General features: G+C 61.4%; 18 protein-coding genes. 13 read left to right on the top strand and 5 right to left on the bottom strand.

Features of this window, described 5'->3' with window-relative positions; translation table 11 throughout:
- Positions 1-495: 495 nt before the first annotated feature.
- A complete protein-coding gene (locus CO669_RS15805; RefSeq protein ID WP_097660735.1) occupies positions 496-978 on the bottom strand; it encodes a response regulator in 483 nt (160 codons plus the stop codon).
- A 438-nt stretch (positions 979-1,416) separates the two neighbouring features.
- Between CO669_RS15805 and CO669_RS15800 the strand changes: the two genes are divergently transcribed.
- From CO669_RS15800 to CO669_RS15785, 4 genes are all read left to right on the top strand, one after another.
- Positions 1,417-2,127 (top strand): Crp/Fnr family transcriptional regulator, encoded by a 711-nt coding sequence (locus tag CO669_RS15800; protein ID WP_097660708.1) that lies wholly within the window; start codon positions 1,417-1,419, stop codon positions 2,125-2,127.
- A 192-nt stretch (positions 2,128-2,319) separates the two neighbouring features.
- Positions 2,320-3,018 (top strand): Crp/Fnr family transcriptional regulator, encoded by a 699-nt coding sequence (locus tag CO669_RS15795; RefSeq protein WP_198964039.1) that lies wholly within the window; start codon positions 2,320-2,322, stop codon positions 3,016-3,018.
- Between the two features lie 157 nt (positions 3,019-3,175).
- Positions 3,176-3,553 carry an Hpt domain-containing protein gene (locus tag CO669_RS15790; protein WP_097660706.1) on the top strand — a complete coding sequence of 126 codons (378 nt, stop codon included), beginning with the start codon at positions 3,176-3,178 and terminating at the stop codon, positions 3,551-3,553.
- Positions 3,554-3,744: 191 nt separating this feature from the next.
- Positions 3,745-3,993 (top strand): hypothetical protein, encoded by a 249-nt coding sequence (locus CO669_RS15785; RefSeq protein ID WP_097660705.1) that lies wholly within the window; start codon positions 3,745-3,747, stop codon positions 3,991-3,993.
- 50 nt (positions 3,994-4,043) lie between these two features.
- Here the strand turns inward: CO669_RS15785 and CO669_RS15780 are convergent, their stop codons facing one another.
- Complete coding sequence (locus tag CO669_RS15780) at positions 4,044-4,667, bottom strand: helix-turn-helix domain-containing protein (RefSeq protein WP_097660704.1); 624 nt, start codon at positions 4,665-4,667, stop codon at positions 4,044-4,046.
- Positions 4,668-4,992: 325 nt separating this feature from the next.
- Here CO669_RS15780 and CO669_RS15775 point away from each other — a divergent pair, with 325 nt between their 5' ends.
- Together CO669_RS15775 and CO669_RS15770 are read left to right on the top strand one after the other, a co-directional pair.
- Positions 4,993-6,156, top strand: a complete 1,164-nt coding sequence (locus tag CO669_RS15775) for a hypothetical protein (protein WP_097660703.1) — start codon at positions 4,993-4,995, stop codon at positions 6,154-6,156.
- A 700-nt stretch (positions 6,157-6,856) separates the two neighbouring features.
- Entirely contained in the window at positions 6,857-8,065 is a 1,209-nt protein-coding gene (locus tag CO669_RS15770; protein ID WP_097660702.1) for an EAL domain-containing response regulator, read from the top strand.
- A gap of 16 nt (positions 8,066-8,081) precedes the next feature.
- On the opposite strand, the gene CO669_RS15765 is transcribed toward CO669_RS15770, so the two are convergent.
- Positions 8,082-8,942: a DMT family transporter gene (locus CO669_RS15765; protein ID WP_097660701.1), complete on the bottom strand. Its 861-nt coding sequence runs from the start codon at positions 8,940-8,942 to the stop codon at positions 8,082-8,084.
- Between the two features lie 164 nt (positions 8,943-9,106).
- Here CO669_RS15765 and CO669_RS15760 point away from each other — a divergent pair, with 164 nt between their 5' ends.
- The 3 genes from CO669_RS15760 (at position 9,107) to CO669_RS15750 (ending at position 12,901) form a co-directional block, all read left to right on the top strand.
- On the top strand, positions 9,107-10,471 hold the full coding sequence (locus CO669_RS15760) for an aminotransferase-like domain-containing protein (protein WP_198964038.1): 1,365 nt from the start codon (positions 9,107-9,109) through the stop codon (positions 10,469-10,471).
- A gap of 132 nt (positions 10,472-10,603) precedes the next feature.
- Positions 10,604-11,266 carry a hypothetical protein gene (locus CO669_RS15755; protein WP_097660699.1) on the top strand — a complete coding sequence of 221 codons (663 nt, stop codon included), beginning with the start codon at positions 10,604-10,606 and terminating at the stop codon, positions 11,264-11,266.
- Positions 11,267-11,302: 36 nt separating this feature from the next.
- On the top strand, positions 11,303-12,901 hold the full coding sequence (locus CO669_RS15750) for an SEC-C metal-binding domain-containing protein (protein ID WP_097660698.1): 1,599 nt from the start codon (positions 11,303-11,305) through the stop codon (positions 12,899-12,901).
- A 32-nt stretch (positions 12,902-12,933) separates the two neighbouring features.
- Here the strand turns inward: CO669_RS15750 and CO669_RS15745 are convergent, their stop codons facing one another.
- Both CO669_RS15745 and CO669_RS15740 read right to left on the bottom strand, forming a co-directional pair.
- Positions 12,934-13,539 (bottom strand): GDYXXLXY domain-containing protein, encoded by a 606-nt coding sequence (locus CO669_RS15745; protein WP_097660697.1) that lies wholly within the window; start codon positions 13,537-13,539, stop codon positions 12,934-12,936.
- Positions 13,536-14,807, bottom strand: a complete 1,272-nt coding sequence (locus tag CO669_RS15740) for a DUF2157 domain-containing protein (RefSeq protein ID WP_097660696.1) — start codon at positions 14,805-14,807, stop codon at positions 13,536-13,538. Before CO669_RS15740 ends, CO669_RS15745 begins: the two co-directional genes overlap by 4 nt.
- Positions 14,808-15,095: 288 nt before the next feature.
- On the opposite strand from CO669_RS15740, the gene dcm reads away from it, so the two are divergent.
- The 4 genes from dcm (at position 15,096) to CO669_RS36525 (ending at position 20,799) form a co-directional block, all read left to right on the top strand.
- Positions 15,096-16,355 carry a DNA (cytosine-5-)-methyltransferase gene (gene dcm / locus CO669_RS15735; RefSeq protein ID WP_097660695.1) on the top strand — a complete coding sequence of 420 codons (1,260 nt, stop codon included), beginning with the start codon at positions 15,096-15,098 and terminating at the stop codon, positions 16,353-16,355.
- Positions 16,348-16,809 carry a very short patch repair endonuclease gene (locus CO669_RS15730; RefSeq protein ID WP_097660694.1) on the top strand — a complete coding sequence of 154 codons (462 nt, stop codon included), beginning with the start codon at positions 16,348-16,350 and terminating at the stop codon, positions 16,807-16,809. Before dcm ends, CO669_RS15730 begins: the two co-directional genes overlap by 8 nt.
- Before the next feature lie 39 nt (positions 16,810-16,848).
- Entirely contained in the window at positions 16,849-18,255 is a 1,407-nt protein-coding gene (locus CO669_RS15725; protein WP_198964037.1) for an MvaI/BcnI family restriction endonuclease, read from the top strand.
- A 342-nt stretch (positions 18,256-18,597) separates the two neighbouring features.
- Positions 18,598-20,799 carry an ATP-binding protein gene (locus CO669_RS36525; protein WP_097660692.1) on the top strand — a complete coding sequence of 734 codons (2,202 nt, stop codon included), beginning with the start codon at positions 18,598-18,600 and terminating at the stop codon, positions 20,797-20,799.
- Positions 20,800-20,802 lie beyond the last annotated feature (3 nt).

The raw sequence follows: 20,802 nt of genomic DNA, 5'->3' as shown, positions 1-20,802 counted from the left end.
ATTGATTGTCGACGGTGTCCAGGCTCTCGCTGGTCTCCGTCAAAAACTCCCGCAACAGATCATCCATGAGCTACGCCTTACTGACCTGAACCTGGACTTCGACGCCTGAGCCAGCCTTGGCACGGACGGAAGTCCCTGTTCTGGATCGTTAGACATCCCCTTTCACAGTCCCGTTAATTTCATCCTCCGTGCTAATACGGATATTGAAGAGAAGTTTGCAGTTTGACGACGTGCAGCAGCGCTTTTCGGCAAGACCGGTTCTGCGCCGCAGCGGCTGGGAGGTGTGAGGTGAACGGGCCGATAACGACGGGATGAGACGCGCGGGAAAGTCCTGCTCGTGAAGGACGATAGACGCGGCCTGCGCGGCATCGAACCGAGCCGCCCGCAACCGGAGGCGCACTCGCGTTCCTCGTTTCACATGGTCGCGACGACCTTCAGGGTCTGCGCATTCGGTAAACGAACGGTTACCCCGTCGCCAGAGCGGCGCGCGGCGCGCTAACCCATTCGTGCGGCTGAGCTCATGTCACCATCGGGACGATGCTCCGCCAGACAATCGGTGATGGCGGCGAGCAGTGCGTGCGGCGTGAACGGCTTGCGCAGACAGCGCGCGGCACCGAGCTCCAGCGCCATCCGGAGGAAATCCGGCGCCGGCGAGTTCAGATTCGCAAAGGCGTAGCCGGACATCGCGATCAGGGGAACGACGGGCGCCCGCTCATGGAAGATCCGGATCGATTCGAATCCGCGCATGTGCGGCATGAAGATATCGATGATCATCAAATCGAATTGGCCGTGTTCGAGGGCGCGCAATCCGGCTTCACCACCCTCGGCAATCGTCACTCGAAAATTGTTGCGTTGAAGATAGACCTCGATGGCCATGCACACCATCGGGTCGTCGTCGACAACGAGTACATGGCGTAGACTTTCGGTCCCCGTAAGAGCTTCCCGTTTCGGCGATTCAATAATTGAACCGTGGGGCACGCCGTTCTCCTTTGCTTTCAATCAAGAGAGGGATGGTCGCAAACGTCATTGGCGGGACGAGAAAAACGGAGACGACGGAAACGAGATCCGCGGTCGTCAGACGCCAGATTTCAGAGCAATATTGGATGGCTGTAAGCACTCGCCCAACCGACGAGGCGGCGCGGGTCAACCGGCGTCCGATGGCAGCGCGGATGCAATGCTTCCGGCTCATGAAGGCCCCCTTGCCGCTTTTTCCTGCATGCCCTTGCAGGACACGCGCCGCTCAAAAGCGAATCAACGCGTCGTTCTTATTTCCGCCGCAAATGAGACAGCCTGTCTGCCCTCCAACGGGTATATGGACAACACTACAACCTCTACAATAAAATTTGTTCGCCGTGCAACTGAACGACGAACGGGCCCTGCGCTGATTGTCCCATCGAACCCGCCGGATTGACCTGCATGACCGCGTGCGCCCGTCCGCCCAATCAACTGCTGCAATTGCTCGATACTGCGGATTTCGATCTGCTGCGTCCACATCTCGCGACGGTCGAAATGGTCAGGAAGTCTGTCTTGGGCGAGGCGGGCTCCGCGCTGAGATATGTCCACTTCCCGCATGGCGGATCGGTTTCGATCACGGTGGGCTTGACCGAAGGACAGTTGATCGAGGTTGCGATGCTGGGCCGCGATAGCGCCGTAGGCAGCGGCGCGGCGCTGGCCGACGGCATCGCGCCGTCAGACGTGGTCGTGCTATTCCCCGGCGCCGCTTCCGTGCTTGAAGTTGCGGCTTTCCGTGCCGTCGCTGCCGCAAGCGCGCCGTTTCGCAAGCTGATGATCCGCCATGAGCAGATCTTGCTGGCGCATGCGCAGCAGTCGCTGCTCTGCAATACGATCCACCCCGTGGAGGCGCGGCTCGCGCGCTGGCTCTTGCGCGCCCGCGACCTGTCCGACAGTGGAACCCTGCCGCTGACTCAGGAGGCGCTGGCGCAGATGATCGGGGTCCGGCGCAACGCCGTCTCGCTGGTCGCGCATGAACTTCAGCGCGCCGGCATCATCCACTACAGCCGGGGCCACATCGAAATCCTCGATCTGCAGGCGCTGCAGACGACGGCTTGCGAGTGCTATGCCGCGCTGAAAGCCCGCTATCTCCGCCTGGCAGGAACGGCACCGTGACGACAGTGCGAGCCCATCGACTGTGTGCCGGCGTGAATGCAGCCTTCCCGGGAACGGCCGTCGGGGCGGACATCTTGTCCCAATTGCCAATATATCCCGACGTGAACATGATGGAACCTGACTTGCGCCGGACGTGATTTCGCGCATCGCGATTTTTGATCGTGCAGGAGACGGGAGGCAGCTTTGGAAACGATGGTGCGCTCATCGAACGGCTTCCTGTCCGCACTGCCGGCAGACGATTATGAATTGCTCCGCCCGCACCTGCGAACGGTCGATCTGCCCCATGATGCGGTGCTGGTCGAGACCGGCGAGACGCTGAAGCGCGCCTATTTTCCCCACCGCGGCGTCATCTCGCTGGTGGTGAAACTCGCCAAGGGCGAGCATGTGCAGGTCGCCATGATCGGCCGCGACAGCCTGCTCGGGACGCTCTCGACCATGGGCGATGCGGACGCGCTGAACACCGCCATCGTGCTGATTCCAGGCCTTGCGTCCGTGATGGATCTCGACCGGCTGCGGATCGCCGCCGACCAGAGCAGCACGCTGCGCACCTCGCTGACGCGCCATGGGCTGGCGGTCTACGCCCAGGTCCAGCAGACCGCGGGCTGCAACGCCGCCCATCCGGTGGAGTCACGGCTGTCGCGCTGCCTGTTGCACACGCATGACCTGTCCGGCGACTACCGACTGCTGCTGACCCAGGAGGCCATGGCGCAGATGATCGGGGCGCGGCGCAACAGCGTGTCGCTGGTCGCCAACACGCTGCAACAGGCCAATTTCATCCATTACAGCCGCGGACACATCCAGATCGTCAACATCGAGGGCCTGCGCCGGACGGCGTGCGAATGCTATTCCACCGTGAAGGCCCAGTACGACCGGCTGCTCGGCGCACGCTGACCGCGGCGCCGGCTTGGTAAACCGCCGGCTAATGCCGGCCCGCAAACTCCTCACGTCCCGCTACCGGAACTGAAATTCGAATGCCGTAGACACGGAGCATGCTCTCGCGCCGGGACGTTCCGCGCGACCGAAGAACCGTGATCAAGGCAGCAGGACCATGTTTGACGCCCCCGTCGCACCCGTGCAGAAGGCGCTCGATGCCGAGCCCACCCGCGAGCCGCGCGCCTATGACGCATTGGTGCGCGAGATCGGCGAGGATGGCGCCCGCGAAGTGCGCGACGTGTTCTGGAGCGAGACCTGCGCGCGCCTGCAACTGTTCCGCACGCTCTCGCTCGGGCAGCACGCCGGCAAGATCGCACGCGAGGCGCATTCGCTGAAGAGCGCGGCCGGGACGTTCGGCTATGTCAGGCTCGCGACGCTGGCGCTGCTGCTGGAGAAGACCGCGGAGATGCTCCGCGAGGTCGAATTCCACGATCTCCTGGATCGGATGGACGCGGCCTATGCCGCCGCGCGTGCGCAGGAGCCGCAGGCCTGAAGCGCGATCCATTCGAGACGAAACGTCGTCACGGTTCGGATACCCTTTCAGGCATAGCGTTTTTCGGAAGATCGCCGTGCAAGGCGCACCGGCCCGGGCCGCGCGAAACCCGCCGTACTTCTACGGCTTGGGATTTTTAGAGATGGCTAATCATAGGTGGCGATAGTCGCGGGAAACCAGGAGGGTTTCCCATGTTCACCTACGAGACCGCGGACCAGAAGGAGGTTCGCCGCTTCCGCATCGCCCAGTTCAACGGCCGGATGGCGACGGTGAAGGCTGGGGAATCGACGGTGACCGGCTTCGTCCGCTCGGTGCTGGAGCAGGAATCGACCATGCCGCCCCGCTGGACCATCACGATCATTCCGAACGGGCCGAAGGAAGACATCAAGCCGCTGCGTCCCGCCTCGCGCGCGCGCCCCTTCGCCGAAGATTATTTCTGAGCCCGATCGGTTTTCGGCAAGCCCGCGCCGCCACCGGCGGCGCCAAGTCCTCAATCGATTGAATGCAGCAGCGCCGCACGGACGAGGTCCGCGGTGTTGCGCGCCCCGAGCTTGCGCATCGCCTCGGCACGATGGCTCTCGAAGGTGCGCGGACTGATCTGCATCCGAAGCGCGCCCTGCTTGTTCGAGTAACCTTCGCTGATCAGCCTCAGCACCTCGCGCTCGCGCTTGGTCAGGCGCTTCTGGCCGGACAGGCCGACGAGCTCGGCGGTCGGCACGCGCTGGACCTGCTGGGCGCGGGCAGCCTTCGCATCCGCATCCTCGGCGCTGGCGGGCATCGGCAAGCCGACCTTGTGAGGACCGGCAAGCTGCTTGACCAGGCCACAGACGCGCTCGGTTTGAGCCAGCGCATTCTCGACGACCCGCTGCAGATAGGCACGATCGCCGGTCACGGGCGCGAGCTGATCGCTGTGATGCTTGATCTCGCCCATGTAGAGCAGCAGCGCAGTGAGGGGGCCGTTGAGCTCACGGGCGATGGCAGCGGCCATTTCGTCGGCGGCCTTGGCCCGGGCGGCGCTCAGGCGGACGAAATCGAGCTCTTCAGCCGGAGCGGCGCTGCTTTCGTACCATTCCGACGGCCGCGAATCGGTGGCCGTATCATTCTGTGACCCCATGTCACTCATTTAGCGGAACCGGGGGCGATCTGTGGTTAACTTTTTGCTCCGTAAGACTACGGTTATTTTGGCAGTTTTGCGATAAATTGGCGTCCGCAGCACAATTTGTGCTTGAAGGGCGTCGCCATCGGCCACGCACAGGTTGCGTTTTCTACCGAAATCATGGGCAAATGGGCCCATATCGCCCGGGAGCCGCGCCCGGCCCCCGGTTTTTACGGAATAATTAACGGCGACTTGCTTCTCTAGGGGGAGGTTGAGAGCGCGCAAATGCCTCCACGCATTGGGCCCGCACGTCCGCGGGACACGCTGCGAAAGATTGCGTGCCATGAACGAGATCGATCGGCTGTCGGAATTCTTGCAGAGGCTGACGCCGCTGTCGCGCAGCTGTCTGCTCAGCGAACTGGAGCGGCTCGAACTGTGCGGCATCGATATGCCCGGTTCGGCCGACATTCAGTCGCGCCTGCGCGCCGAGTTTCGCAAGGACGGGTCGACCCAGGCCCGCGCCACCAGCCCTTCGCGCTACTTCTTCGCGCCGCTCGAGCTGCTCCTGATCGACGGCGCGCCCGAGCACGCCAACATGGGGCGAATCTCGCGCAACACCCTCACCCCGATCTGGGAATGGATCTGCCGCGACCTGCTGCCGACCATGGCGCGCGACTACATCAAGGCGATCAACGACCAGGTCGCCGCCAACAATCCGAAGGAAGTCTTGAAGGTCGCCTCGACCTTCCAGACCAAGGTCATCAAGGTCCTCGAGAACACCCTGGCATCGGAGGAGAGCGCCGAGTTCGCGCGCGGCAAGCTCGCGCAATACACGGCCTCGCGTAGCGCCTTCGACGACGTCAGGAAGATGCAGCTGGTGCTGCGTGCCGGCAATGCGCTGCCGAAGTTCAACGAAAAACTGCCCGAGAAGATCGCAAAGTTCGACGACGGCCAGGTGGCCCAGATCACCGCACAACTCGACGCCTTCAAGAAGGCGCATCCCGAAGCCGTGCCCTTCGCGCTGGCGCTGGTGGCGAGGCGCCTCACGACGCCCTGGCAATTGGCGCGTCTTGCCACCAAGGCCGCCGCGAGCAAGAGCGTTACCGATGTCGCCGCAACGCCCTATGCCTGCGTCATTCCCATGGTGCTGGACCGGCTCGACGACAGGCGGCTCGCGCTCCGTGTCGCGCTCCGGCACAACCGGGTGCTGGTCGCCCGCGACCTGCTCACCGAGATCTACGACATCGAATATGCGCTCAAGGTGCGCATCGACGGCATCGAGCAATGCGAGTGGGGCGTCCGCCTGCAGCAATTGATGGATGCGATCGCTGCGCTGGTCTCCGCCGAGGTGAGCCGCTTCCCCGCCAATGTCGGTCACATCCTGGGATCGCGCCGGCTGCGCAGCCACGACACGATCGGCGGCAAGCTGACCTACCTGGCCTGGAAGGGACGCGACGCGGTGCAGGACGGCGCGGCGGCGTTTCGCAAATTGATCGGGCAGACCTGAGATCTCGCGGCAATTTATTGTTCGAGCATGATCTTTTCGGAAGACCGCAGCACACTTTTCCGGATCATGCTCTAATGCGCGCGCGGCAGGCACAGGAAGCGATCGAGAAATCGCCCTGACATCACGACCCTGAACCACCAGTACATCAACCGCCGCGTCGTCATTGTCGTAATCCTCGACAGCCCACCACCGGCTGTGCGGAGCAATAGCGCAGCTGCAGCAAGACGCGTGTGATGCGTTTCACATTCGCGGCGGCAGGCCCGGACGCGTTGTCGCAGAACCTTGGCGCGCGCGAGCCAAACATGCCCGCACCGCGCGAAGGCGAATCTTCCGCTGACGGCCCGATCCTGTTCACCGTCTTCGTCGGGCACGACCGGCCGCGCATTCCGAAAAGGCGCTCGCGATTAACCCTCCGATGCGCTCGCCGGTGCCTCGAAAGTGCACACCATGTCATCGCTCGCCTTCGTCCGTCCGCGAGCAGAACCGCTGCAATGTCGCGCGAGAGAAATTTCGCATGCGCTGGCAATCGTTGCGCGTGCGGTGCTCGGGTATGCAAATTCTTTTCGAAGAATCTGTCGAAAGATTAGCTCGAGTTGCAGGGTTTAACGTTACTCAAATAATTCAAGAACGATGTGAAGCTCTCCTTATTTGAACCCACGCTCGGCGTTTAAGAAACCGTCACGGAACGGGAGTGGTGTTGATGAACGATGGGATGGTTGAACTCGTCGGACGAAGGCCTGTGACCTTCGGACGACGAAAGGTGACGCCGCGCGCCTGCGTGGCAGACAGCAAGCGGCATCTGCGCGCCTTCCTCAGCGAGGTGCTGGAGGATCTCGGCTTCGTCACCAGCGAATGCGCCAGTGCGGACGAGCTGAGAACCGTGCTCGCCACCGAATTGCCGGACTTGATCCTGCTCGGCGTCGCCGCCGACGGCATCGAGCCCGGACGATTTCTCGAAATACTGGTGCGCGAGGCGTTTGCCGGCAAGGTTCTCGCCGTCGGCGCCCGCGAGTCGATCATCGTCAGGGCCGTGCGCCAGGTCGGTGAGGAATACGGCCTTGCCATGCTGCCGCCGCTCACCACGCCTTTTGCCGCCGAAACGCTGCGCGACCGCGTCGCCATGCTGCTGCCGGAGGAGCCGGCGCCGAGCCCGGCCGTGCATGTCGGCGAGGCCCTGCACGCCGGCTGGCTCGAGCTCTGGTACCAGCCCACGATCGACTCGCGCTCGCTGGTCCGCAGCGGCGCCGAGGCACTGGTGCGGATGCGGCATCCGACCTGGGGCGTGGTGCCGCCGGCCTACTTCATTCCCGAGGAGCACGATCCGCATCTGCGCGACCTCTCCGAGTTCGTGATCGAGCGCGCCATGCGGGACTGGCATTTTCTGCTGGAGCAGCAGACCCCGGTCAATCTCTCGATCAACCTGCCCGCATCCTATCTGAAGGAGCCGCAGGCGGTGCGCGATCTCTGCCGCCGCGTGCCGACGCATCCGGCCTTCGGCGGGCTGACGGTCGAGATCGACAGCGAGGAGGCGATCGGTGACCTCGATCTGCTGACCGAGGTCGCGCGCGAGGTCGGCCTGCACAATATCGGCCTGTCGATCGACAATCTCGGAGCCAACTGGCCGTCGCTGATGGAGCTGGACAAAATTCCCTTCGTGAAGCTGAAGGCCGACCGGCAATTCGTCACCGGCAGCGGCAATGACCGGTTGAAACGCACGGTGTGCCGCCACATCGTCGAGCTTGCGCAGGGTTATGGCGCGCGTTCGGTGGCGCAGGGAGTCGAGAGCCGCGCCGACCTCGTCGCTGCCAACGAGCTCGGCTTCGACCTCGTGCAGGGCTTCCTGTTCGGCAAGCCGATGCCGCTGAAGAAGTTCGCGAGGAGCGCGCTGACGAAGACGGTGATGGAGTGAGCGTGAGGCGCGGGCCTCACGCAAACCGGCGCGCGAAGAAGACGCAGGCGACCACGACCATGGTCGCGGCGATCATGCTCCAGGCGACGGGCTCGTGCAGCAGAAGCCCTGCAAGCGCGAGGCCGAAGAACGGTTGCAGCTGCTGCAATTGGCCGATTCGCGCGATGCCGCCGAGCGCGAGCCCGCGGTACCAGAAGATGAAGCCGACGAACATGCTGAAGATCGAGACGTAAGCGAGCCCGATCCAGGCGGGCACGCTGACGCCGCTCCAGGAGGCCGGCCAGGTGAAGATCGCCACCGGCACCATCAGCGGCAGTGCAAGCAGGAGCGCCCAGGAGATCACCTGCCAGCCGCCGAGCCGGCGCGACAGCGCGGCCCCTTCGGCATAGCCGAGGCCGCACAGGACGATCGCGGCGACCATCAAGAGATCGCCGGCGAGCGAGGCCGAGCCGTCGCCCGACAAGGCAAAGCCGGCCACCGTGGCGCTGCCGAGACAAGCGAACAGCCAGAACAGCGGCTGCGGCCGCTCGCCGCCGCGCAGCACGGCGAAGATCGCGGTCGACAAGGGCAGCAGGCCGATGAAGACGATCGAATGCGCGGAGGTGATGTGCTGGAGCGCGAGCGCGGTCAGCAGGGGAAAGCCGACCACGACGCCGATGGCGACGATGGCGAGCGAGGCGAGATCGCCTCTGCGCGGCCGCGCTTGTCGGAGCAGGCCGAGCACGGCGAGGCCGATCAGCGCCGCGATGACCGCGCGCGCCGAGGTCAGGAACAGCGCGGAGAAGCCGCCGACCGCGACGCGCGTCGCCGGCAGGGAGCCGCTGAAGATGATGACGCCGAGGAGGCCGTTGCCCCAGCCGCCGCTCGCAGATTGCATGTCCGTCCCATGTCCTGTCGAGCCGCGACACTCGGCCTTCCGCGGTGGCGAAACCAGCGACAATCCAGTACAATCTGGCCGAACTGTATGGGTATGGAAGGGCATACACTTTGCCAGACGAGGTGCAAACCGGCGGTCGCGGCGGCCCGCGGACCGTCGAGGTGATGAGCGCGATCCGCGCCAAGGTTGCCGGCCGTGCGCTCGGCGCCGGCGACCGCCTGCCCTCGATCCGCAGCCTCGCCTCAGCGATGGACGTCTCGCCTTCCACGGTGGTGGAGGCCTATGATCGCCTGGCCGCCGAAGGGCTGATCCGCGCCCGCCGCGGCTCGGGCTTCTATGTCTCGCAGACCATCATGCCGCCGCTTGCGCTTGCCGAAGCCGAGCCGCGGCGCGACCGCGAAGTCGATCCGTTCTGGGTCTCCAGGCAATCGCTCGATGCCGACGACGCCGTGCCAAAGCCCGGCTGCGGCTGGCTGCCGGCGAGCTGGATGCCGGAGGCGGGCTTGCGCCGCGCCATCCGCGCGCTGGCGCGGACGGACGCGGATCTGTTGACCGACTACGGCAGCACGCGCGGCGCAGTTTCGCTGCGCCGGCTGCTGCTCGCGCGCCTCGCTGAGGACTCGATTCACGCCTCCGTCGATCAGCTCATGCTGACGGGCTCGGGCACGCAGGCCACCGACCTCGTCTGCCGCTTCCTGCTCCGGCCCGGCGACACCGTGCTGGTCGACGATCCCTGCTACTTCAATTTCCGTGCGCTGCTGCGGGCGCATCAGGCCAGGATCGTCAGCGTGCCCTATACCGCAACGGGCCCCGACCTCGCGCGCTTCGAGCAGATCCTCTCCAGCGAGCGGCCGCGGCTCTACATCACCAATTCGGCCCTGCACAATCCGACCGGCGCGACGATGTCGCTTGCGACCGCGCACCGGCTGCTGACCGTGGCTGCCGCGCACGACCTCACCATCATCGAGGACGACATCTTTGGCGACTTCGAGCCGGAGCGCTCGCCGCGACTTGCCGCGCTCGACGGACTTTCCCGCGTGATCCGCATCGGCAGCTTCTCCAAGGCGCTGTCGGCCTCGGTCCGCTCTGGCTACATCGCCGCACGCGCCGACTGGATCGAGCATCTCGTCGACCTCCAGGTCGCAACCAGCTTTGGCGGCCCCAGCCCGGTCGCGACGGAGATCATCGCAAAGGTTCTGGCCGGCGGCGGTTATCGCAAGCACATGGACGAGCTCCGGCAGAAGCTCACGCGGGCTCGCCGCGACGTCGCGCGAAAGCTTGGGGTGCTCGGCATCGAGCCCTGGCTGATGCCGCGCGGCGGATTCTTCCTCTGGTGCCGCCTCCCAGGCGAACAAGATGCCACCCAGGTCGCGCGCGCCGCGCTCGAGGATAACGTGGTGCTGGCGCCGGGCAACGTGTTCAGCGTGTCGCAGACGGCCACCCACTTCATGCGTTTCAACGTCGCGCAGATGCACGATCCCCGGGCGTGGGAGGTGCTGCGCCGGGCGTTGAAGGCGGCGCCGAAATAGCCAGGACGGCGGCTCCCGGCAAGGGACGAGAAGAGAAAGAGGTTGCCGTACGGTGCCGCTGGATTAAGCTGCGCAGCTGTAAATTTTTATCGCCTGCCGATTCCGATCACATCATTCAGCCGAACGACGTTCATGCGCATTTTCATTCTCGCTGCGATTGCCGCGCTGGGCCTATGCAATTGTGCGGCCCGGGCCGAGACCCTGCAGAAGAAATTCGGACCCAGTTGGAATTGCAGTTACATCTCGGTGGAACTGCAGGGCCTGTATAACAAATGCATGGAGTGCGACGCTGCCAAGCAGCACGTCGTTCGAACCGGCTATGATTCCGGAGAATGCATCGACAAAGCATCGTTGAGAGAGAATCTCACGACCCGGCCGGACTACGAAAGTCCCCAGGAGGAGCGAATGCGGCTGAACAGCGCGGCGGCCGCCGCTCGCGAGCTGCAGGAATTCCAGCGCTGGCGCAATCAACGCACGCCGCTGGAATCGGACGTTTCAGGTGACGGCGGCGGGCGCGTGGCTCCCGCGGCCCGGAAGCCGAATGCCCTGCCTCGAGGAGAGCCCGGCCCAACCAGAGAGTCGGGCGTCAGCGGTTCCCGCGAGCCGGGCGGATCGGGCTCGAACTCACCCGCAATTGGCGCCAAGCCATCCGCGTCAAACGGCGGCGGCCCAACCCATTCGTCGCCTTCGGCGCCCGTCGGCGGCGTGCACATCGGAGCCGTTCCGACCGGTCAGGAAAGCGACCTCAGCGAGCTCCGGCGCAAGGTTCTCAATTTGAAGAAGCCGGATACTTAACCGAAGAATTTTATCGAAGCGGGGACATAGACCTCCATGATGCACAGAGTGCTTGTCAATCGGCGCGGCTTTCTGGCGTCGGGCGCGAGCGCGCTCCTCGCGCAACAGCCCCTGGCTGCGTTGGCGGCTGACAGCGCGTGCAAGGCTCCGCCCGCGACGGTGACCACGAACATGCGGGCTGAAGTCGCCGTTTCGCTGCGCGAAGCGTTGAAGCAAGCCAAATCGGGCGGCTCAAAGCGGCTTACGGGTTTGACCCGGATCGATACCGTCTGCCAGGATGACGACTACGATATCCTGCTCTGCGGCGTCGCCGAGAGAGGCCAGCCGGATCTTTACCTCGACGATCTCATCGTCGCGATCAGGTCGGCCAACAGGAAGTACGGGAATATCGAGCCAGGCATTTCGCTGGACCCGGACAGAAGCCAGACGCCCGGCCTCGACCAGATTGCCGGGCGCGACGCGGCCGCCAAGCAACAATATCTGCGCATGTGCTCCCAGCAGCCGCAAATGGTTCGCGTCGATTCTCTTCCCAGGCATTCCCGCGTCACGAAAGTTCTCGTCGAAGCCGATTATCGCATGAAGCAGGTTTCGCAGGGCACGCTGCAATTGCCTGTCGATCCGCCCCTGCCCGGGACGTTCACGCGCCGGCTCAACCAGTCGCGGCAGATGCTCCGGGCCGGCACCTCCACGGGCGATTGGAGCAGCCGGCGCCGGTTCTGGTTCGAGCCCGGCAAGTTCGAATATGCGCACGACTATCAAATCGCGTCCCTGCAGTCGGCCCAGGTGATCCTCAGCGACGCCGACGCCAACGCGGATGCAGGTGCCAAGAACGGGAACGAAGACCCCATCGCGAGAGAGTTCGCCTGCGACTGGACCGCGCGCATGGAGGAGACATTTCGTGCCGAGCCGATCTGGCGCGACATGTACAATATCTACCGGCATTTCGCGATCGCACACATCCTGAAGGAAGAGAACCTTCTCAGCTATCATATCACGCCGCTGATCGACGCCCATCAGATCGACCACGTCGAATTGCCGGATTCACTTCCGGGCCTGGGGCGTTGGGAAACCCTCGAAGAAACGAAGGGCAACCGTCGCATGACGCTGGTGTCATCGGTGTGCGGCGGAGTTTCGCTCGGACTCGCGAAACGCGTGACGGGGACCCGGGTCAGTTCTGCAGGCAATTCGCCGTCGCAAATGGCATTGCTGTCGCGGGCGATCGTTCTCTCGAGGCCCGAGAAGACATCGGTGAGCTGGACCGTTCCGGCGACCGCGCTTCAAGCCGCTGCAAACTGGTTTGTGGACCGGGAAGAGAAGCGTCGACAAGCGGAAAGGGAGTCCGAGGAGAGGGATCGCAAGCAGGCGCAAGACACCAAGATTGGCCTCGCGATGCTGGGCGGGTTCGTGGTGAGCGCCATGTTGATCGGCTGGCTGTTGAACCGCCGAAACGCACCGGCCGCAGCGGTTGCGGCCACAGGGCCGGGTGGATCATCAGCTCCACTCTCAAACATTCCCGAAGAAGCAAAGGCGTCGGAGTTTGCAGGCCTGCGCCGCAACGATCCCTGCCCGTGCAATTCAGGAAAGCGCTTCAAGCATTGTCACGGCGCTCATGAGACGGCGTCGGATTCCGATTGAGCGCAAGAACTGAGAGCAAGAACGACATCCGGCTAATACAGCGGCTCTTCATACACCGGCTGGCCGTCGAGCAGCAGCCGCTTGATGGCGGCGCGGCCTGATGGCAGGACGGCGGCGACGATCCGCAGCTTCTGCTGGTTGCGAGCCTGCTCCAGCTTGCCGCCCTCGCCTTCGGGCACGAAATAGCTTTCGAGGCCGTATTTGACCGTCAGCCTGTCGCAGAAGGTGCGGACGTTCGATCCGCAGGAATGACTGACGCGGCCGCGGATCAGCACCTCGGGCGCCGTGACCGGCACAGGCTCGGCATGCACCGACACGGCGGCGTAGAGCCCGTCGGCATTGGGCGCGAGCTTGACGAACACGATCGGGTTGCGCGCGTCGGCCGGCTTGCCGGCGAGGCGACCTGCCGGCAATTGCGAGATGTCGTAGCGCAGCACGACATAGTCGCCGCGCAGCAGATCGCGCGGGTCGACCGGCTGCGTCTGCAGCGTGACCTCGGTGCCTTCACGCAGGATCTGCACGCGGTCGGCGACCATCAGCACCAGCAGCGCGCATTGCACCAGCACGGCGACGCCGAACAGCACGGCTTTCGGGATGCGCTGCCAGAGCGCGGCGACGGAGGCGGCCATCTTCATCATCGCGCACTCCTCGGCAGCAAGCGATTGAGCGCGGTGGCAAAGGCGACAGCAACGAGACCGGCCGCCGCAAGGAACGCGGAGCGGCGGAGCAGCGAGCCCTTCACCGCCCAGGTGATGCCGGCGATGATTCCGGCGATCCCGAGCCAGCCAGCGACGATCCGCGGACGCACCTCGTCGAGCACGCCTGAGACGACGAGGCAGAGCATGGCGCAGAGCAGCGCGGCATAAGCGAGCCAGGGCTCGCCGGCCGTGGAGACCGGCCAGGCCGGCGCGGCGAGCAGCACGAGCCCGATGGCGCAGGCGGCAAGGATTTCACCGGCGCGCTTCGTGAACGTGGCGGAGACGAAGGTGAGGATCACGCCCGCGGCTCCGCACAGGACCGACCAGAGCGGCTGGCCGGACGCCGTGCGGGCCCGGAACAGGAAATTGTCGTCGACCGTCGTCACCTCCAGGGCAGCGACAGCGGCCAGCGCAAATGCGCCGTAGATCGACAGCACGCTGCCGAGCCGGGCCGCCCGCGGCGAGGGCGAAGCTGCGATCGCAAGCCCGGCGCCGAACAGCAGGGCCGCGCCGTTGGCGAGCACGAAAGCCGGCTGGGCACCGTCGAATTCGAAGCGAAACGACGTCGCGATCCACCACGGCAGCACCGCGATCGCGGCGAGGTGGGCGGCGACACGGGAATTCCAGGCGAAGGCGAGGCCAGCGGCAATCAGCCAGACCACCACGAACGGAAGATGCAGAACGTCGGGTGCATCGTAGGTCCGCATGCAGGTCCAGATGCAGGCGGCGACGAGGCCGACCGCGAGCGCGCCGCGCGAGCCGGTCAGCAGGGCCGCGACGAACGCGCCGATCGCCCACAGCAGCATGCCGCCGGCAAAATCCTCGCCGAGGTGATACATCTGGCCGACCAGCGCGATGCCCGCACCGAAGATGATCGCCCCGATGCTGGCGCAGAGATCGGCGAGGACATGGCGGCCCGTCGCCGCGAACCAGGCGCCAAGGCCGCCTGCGACGATCATGCCGGCGAGCAGGATTGCGAACCGCACCAGCCGCGCAATCTCCGTCCAGTGCGCCGCCACGAAGGCGAGGAAGGCGGCGGCGATCAACAGACCGCCGACAATGCCGACGACCACGGCGATGTTGATGCCGGCCGGCAGCGGCGGCAGCGCATGACGGATGGACGCGGCCGCCGCCGGCGCGATCACGCCGTCGGCTTCCCATTGCGCAAGATCAGCTTCGAGGCGGTCGCGGTAGGTCTTTTCGAACATGGAGGTAGGTTACCTCGGTGCCAGCTGGAGGGCCGGCATAGCTGGGTCGGGACGAGTGGGACGTGAGTTCAAGCGACGGCTCGCCGCGGGCTTCGTTCGACGATGTTGGTCCGTACGAGGACGCCAAGACTCTTCACAGGGCGCGGGCAGGGGAAAGGGAGCTGGCGGCGAAGGAAGGGCTGGTAAATTGGTGCCAACCCCCGTTGATGGAACATACCATGAACAACTATACATTCTGGGACGAATCGATGACAAGTTGTCAGTTGATTGTCCCAGGATGAAAAAGCCATGCCCCGCTCGCATCACTCGGTCGAATTTGAAGCTCTTCGACTGAAGACGGGACTGTCACGGGCCGAGGCAGCAAATCTCCTCGGTGTCACTGAGCGGACCGTCATTCGATATGAGAGTGGCGATTCTCGTCCTTCTCCCATCGCCCTAAAATGGCTTCAAGAGTATCTGGCAAGGATACCTGAAAAACGCCACCGACCGGCCACGTTCAGGTTCATCGATCTGTTCGCAGGCATCGGCGGCATGAGAATCGGCTTCGATGCGATCGGCGGGCAATGCGTATTCACGTCCGAGTGGGACAAGTATAGCCAGATCACTTACCGCGAAAACTTTGGCAAGGACCATCCGATCGCCGGAGACATCAGGGATTATTCAAAGGATCCGGCACAGATTCCTGCGCATGATGTGCTGCTCGCGGGCTTCCCCTGTCAACCGTTTTCGATTGCCGGCGTGTCCAAGAAAAATGCACTGGGGCGGCCGCACGGATTTCTCTGCGACACCCAAGGCACACTGTTCTTTGATCTCGCGCAGATCATCGCGCACCACAAGCCTTCGGTCTTCTTGCTGGAAAACGTGAAGAACCTCCAGCGGCACGACAAGGGGCGCACCTTTGCGACTATTGTGAACGTCCTTAGAAACGAGCTGGGCTACGAAATTCATCATCGTGTCGTCAGCTCTGCTCCATGGGTTCCCCAGAAACGCGAACGCATTTTCATTGTTGGCTTCAAGAAAGAAAGCAAGTTCGACTTCGATCGACTTGTCATTCCTGAAGAAGGGCCAAAGCTTGGTTCGATTCTAGACTCCAACGAGGCGGTCGACCCGAAATATACGCTGACTGCGCATCTCTGGAATTATCTGAAAAAATATAAGGAAAAGCACGAGTCGAAGGGCAACGGATTCGGCTACAGTCTGTTCGGCCCGAATGATGTCGCCCGCACTCTTTCAGCCAGATACTTCAAGGACGGTTCAGAAGTCTTGATTGCTCAACAAGGCAACCGGCCGCGCCGCTTGACACCACGCGAGTGCGCAAGGCTCATGGGCTTCCGTCACGTGGACGGATCGGACTATCAGATCCCTGTTTCAGACACCCAGGCGTACAGGCAATTCGGGAACGCCGTAGTAGTGCCTGTCGTCGCCGCAATTGCTCAGTTGATGAAACCTCACATTCTGGCTGCGGTCGAAAATCGGTCACACCGTAAGGCGATGCAATCGGAATTGCCCTTTGTGAGGGAACCTGATCGAGCGTTTGTCTATGGTTGACGTCGTATCGCCCGAGGTACGAAGCCGGATGATGGCCGGCATTCGAGGCAAGAATACGAAGCCCGAATTAGTTATCCGGCGGGGCCTTCATGCAAGGGGCTTTCGTTATGTTCTGCACGACAATCGTCTGCCAGGAAGGCCGGACCTTGTATTTCCCAAGCATCGCGCGGTGATATTCGTACACGGTTGCTTCTGGCACGGTCATTGTTGTCATTTGTTCAAATTGCCAACTACGCGACGCGAATTCTGGCGGAAGAAGATCAACCGCAATCAACAAGTAGATCATAACGCAATTGTCGGCATCAAGGACGCCGGCTGGCGCTGCTGTGTTATTTGGGAATGCGGCCTCAAGGGACGCGGGGCCATTCCGCTCGACCTGCTCCTTGATCGATGTTCAAGCTGGCTTCGTTCAAACCGACGCACGTATGAGCTACGGGGAGTCCTAGGAAGGTGACGCGGTCAGAGGAAAAACCGGCTCGAACCACAGCACTCTATGCGAGTGCTCGCTGAATGGATACAAACTGACCGGAAAAACGATAACAATCAAGGGCCGCTAGAATTGTTCGGATCGCTCTCTCAGTTACTTCGCCGGATGCGCGATCTCGGTGCAAAACGCATCTATGCCAAGAAACTGGCACCGAACGATAATTCCAAGAACCAAGTCTATCTGGGCGGCGATTTTTCGGTTCTCAACATCATACCCCATGGCGAAATCTATTCTGACAGCGAAGACAAGGCCGGAAGCAAGCGCGAACGCGCAAAAGCACGCGTCAATTTTTTCTGGATAACTGGCAACGCCAAATACGTCGCGCCCGATACGAACCTGATTCTTTACCCGAAATATCCGGAAGTCCGGATGTCCGGTTTCCTCAAGGGGTGCGAGGATGCGCCGTCTGATGTGATGACGGTACGTGATGCTGACCGCGTTCTGGTTATCGGCATAGCGCCTAGTGGGGAAGTACTCGGCTACGCGGCTGCTTCGACCAGCGCCGTCGCTCGCGAAGTTATTGCCGCGAAGTGGGAGCAGCTCGGTGTGTTCTTGGAGCTGCCTTCGGGGCCGGATCTCAAAGCTGATCCCAAATCGATGCTACTCGCTGAACTGAAGCGAATCTTCGACTTGGGCTGGATCATGTCGCAGAAGCTGCGTAAAGACGGCATGAAAGTACCATACAAGGCTCGCAATGGCGGCGGCTATACACTTGAAGCCGAGCTCGACATCACGCCAAATGGATATTCCGAGCCAGACTTTATGGGCTGGGAAGTCAAACAGTACGGCGTGAATAACTTCACGAAGTTCCTGCCGAAGTTTCCTGTGACGCTTATGACGCCTGAGCCAACCGGTGGCTTTTACAGGAACTTTGGTATTCCCGAGTTTATGCGCCGCTACGGCTACCCGGATAAGTCTGGCAAGACTAACCGCATAAACTTTGGTGGCATCTATACCATCGGCAAAGACTTCCACGCAGATACAGGTCTGCGTCTGATCATCGAAGGGTTTGATGAGAACAGCGGGAAGATCACAGATCTCGATGGCGAGATAGCGCTGATTGACCGTAAGGCAAAAGTCGCCGCCAATTGGTCATTCAAAAGCATAATGCAGCACTGGAACAGGAAGCACGCTCAGGCTGCTTACGTCCCATCGCTTTTCCGAGAGCCTCCTCCAGAATATTCTTACGGCCCGCGCATTCTGCTTTGCGAACAGACAGACTTCATTCTTTTTCTGAAAGCGATTGCCGAGGGGACCGTCTATTACGACCCGGCGATCAAGCTCATCGGAGGATCTCAGCCAGACAAAAAACGGCGCAGCCAATTTCGTGTAAAGCACAAACAGATCACGGAACTCTACTACAGAAGCGAAGTCGTCGAGATTTCAACTCTGATCCCGCACGCCCTGCTATGACAACCGTATCTCGCCAACGATGCGACAATTGCCCGTCGCTCGGTTATCGTTGTCCACAAGATCCAAACATCTCAGGTTGCGGACCGGGCTAACAAAGGGCTCCGTCTGGAACGGTATAGTCCGCTGCAAACTGGGCGGAATCGCTTGTTGTTGAGTCGCTATCGCGGGATAGCCCGCCTCTCTCTGCAATGCTGGCCGACGCCAAAGTGGGCCCTCGTCCAAGGATGCCCGCCTCGGTTGAAGTCCCACCGTACCGGAGCTAGACTAAAGTATTCGTAGATTCGAGAACTTCGGGATCTATCGTCCTTCGAGCGAGCCTGAGGGAATAACAGCAAGGGATACATGGCGACGGCTGGTGAAGATCAAAAGCTTCGGTTCAGGCCAAGAGCACGGATCATTCGAACCATCGGAGACCAGCTTATAAGCGGGCCCGAAGCAGCTGTAATTGAGCTTGTGAAAAATTCTTACGATGCCGACGCATCTTATGTGACGATCAAGTTTCACCCCCCCTTGGTTGTCGGTGAGGGTCGTATTACGTTCGTTGATGACGGCGCCGGGATGACACTCTCGGACATTGAAAACAAGTGGATGGAGCCCGCAACTCCGTCAAAAACTGAAGTGCGTCGATCGACAGTTCGCCAACGGGCGATGATGGGTTCGAAAGGCATCGGAAGGTTCGCCGCAGCAAAGCTCGGCTCGAAAATGGCATTGAACTCCATCAGTGCTCGGGAGGGCCAGCCGATCGAGGTTCTAATCCCAGAACTTGATTGGGATCTCTTTACCGGAGAAAAATATCTAGCAGATATCTCCATTGACTATTTAATACAGGACACGACAAGCCCTCCTGGAACCACCATCGAGATAACTCGGCTGAATGAGACTTGGACCGACGAGAAATTTAAGAGACTTCATCGTGAACTTCGTAGGCTCGTTTCACCGCTAGACCAAGCGAACCCAGTCGATCAATTTCACATCTATTTGGACCTCTCCGAATGCACACGCGAAACTGCCGGATTCGATGGGGTCGAACTTCTTGGATTCCAGCGAGTGTCCGAAGCGGGCTCAACCCGTCCTATAAATCCAGCGTTCGAGATACATCCATTTCCGCTTCTAGAAACTAGCGACTATGAGGTGACCGGAAGTTTCGACTCTTTTGGCCGCTTCCAAGGAACGATTGAGATAAAGCGCGGCGGCCAAGCGCCTCGCGAAGTTAAGCTTTCAGTTCCGCTTGGCGACGAAGAAAACGACTGTGGCCGCGTCTCGGTGCGCCTTTCTATTTTCGATAGAGAATCAGGCGCTATTCGAGAAACACTTAGAAAAGCCGGATATGGCGCCGTAAGCGTCAGAGAAGCTCGACAAATATTGGACGAGATTGCGGGGGTCGCAATTTATCGGAAGGGCTTCCGTATTCGCCCTTATGGTGATTCAGATAACGATTGGCTTACGCTTGACAAGCGACGAGTACAGAACCCCTCTTTGCGAATTGGGCACAATCAGATAGCCGGATACGTCTCAGTCGAAGACGAGGAGCAATCGGGCCTTATCGAGAAAAGTAGTCGGGAAGGCTTCGAGGAAAACGGCTCGTTCCGGCGTCTCCGCGAACTACTGACAGAGCTGTTAGCGCAGGTCATCGAACCACAGCGGCTGAAGTTTCGTGAAGACGCCGACATATCACGCAAAAATCCCACGTCTTTCGACGAAATGAAAAAGCTTTCGGAGCTTGAGAGCCTTGAACGACTAATACCCGCAATATCTCCGGAGAAGCGACAAGATGCGCAAACATTGATCGCGCGACAATCTGCTCTCCTCGTCGGAAAGATTGAGGCCTTAGAAGAACGCCAACGAATTCTTGAAGCACAATCTTCGCTCGGACAGATCATCGGTGAAATATTGCACGAAGGCGCTCCTAGCGCCACGTTCGTTGCCGCCACCGGACAGCGACTCAGAACAAGATATCAGCACCTGTTCAACAACAGCGCATTGACGGAAGCGACGAAGGCAGAATTCCCGGACAAGCTTGCTCTGATCCAAGAGAACGGCGAAAAACTTCAGAACTTGTTCAAAATTCTTCGACCGTTGTCCGGAGCGCGCCGAGGTCCATCGATCGAGTTCCATGGAGTTGATGTCGCTTATTCGGCGCTGGAGATTTTTGCTAGTCATCAAATACCCACGACAGTCAAAGTGGATGGTCAAGAAATTCGCTTGGTTGGCTATCCTGACGATCTGAGTACTGCCCTAGTGAATCTTGTCGGCAATTCCGTGTACTGGTTGGAACAATCGCAGGCGCCTGATGCCCGCATCGACATTAGTTTTCGCTGGCATCAACGCGAAGCTATAATTTTGGTCGACGACAATGGACCCGGAATTCCTGAAGAGTTCGCCGAGAACATCTTTGACGTCGGCTTCACGCTTCGCAACAACGGAACGGGGCTCGGTTTGAACATCGCGAGGGAAGCCCTTGCAAGATCAAATGCGACCCTTTCTTTACACCTCGACTTTTCGGGCGGTACACGCTTTGAGATTCGCTTTCCCAGTGTGAGGTAGACA

It is taken from the genome of Bradyrhizobium sp. Y36 (assembly GCF_002531575.1).
In the GTDB taxonomy this organism is placed as follows: Bacteria; Pseudomonadota; Alphaproteobacteria; order Rhizobiales; family Xanthobacteraceae; genus Bradyrhizobium.
The sequence above is the reverse complement of the archived record's forward strand: the minus strand, read 5'-3'. Positions and strand labels throughout refer to the sequence as shown.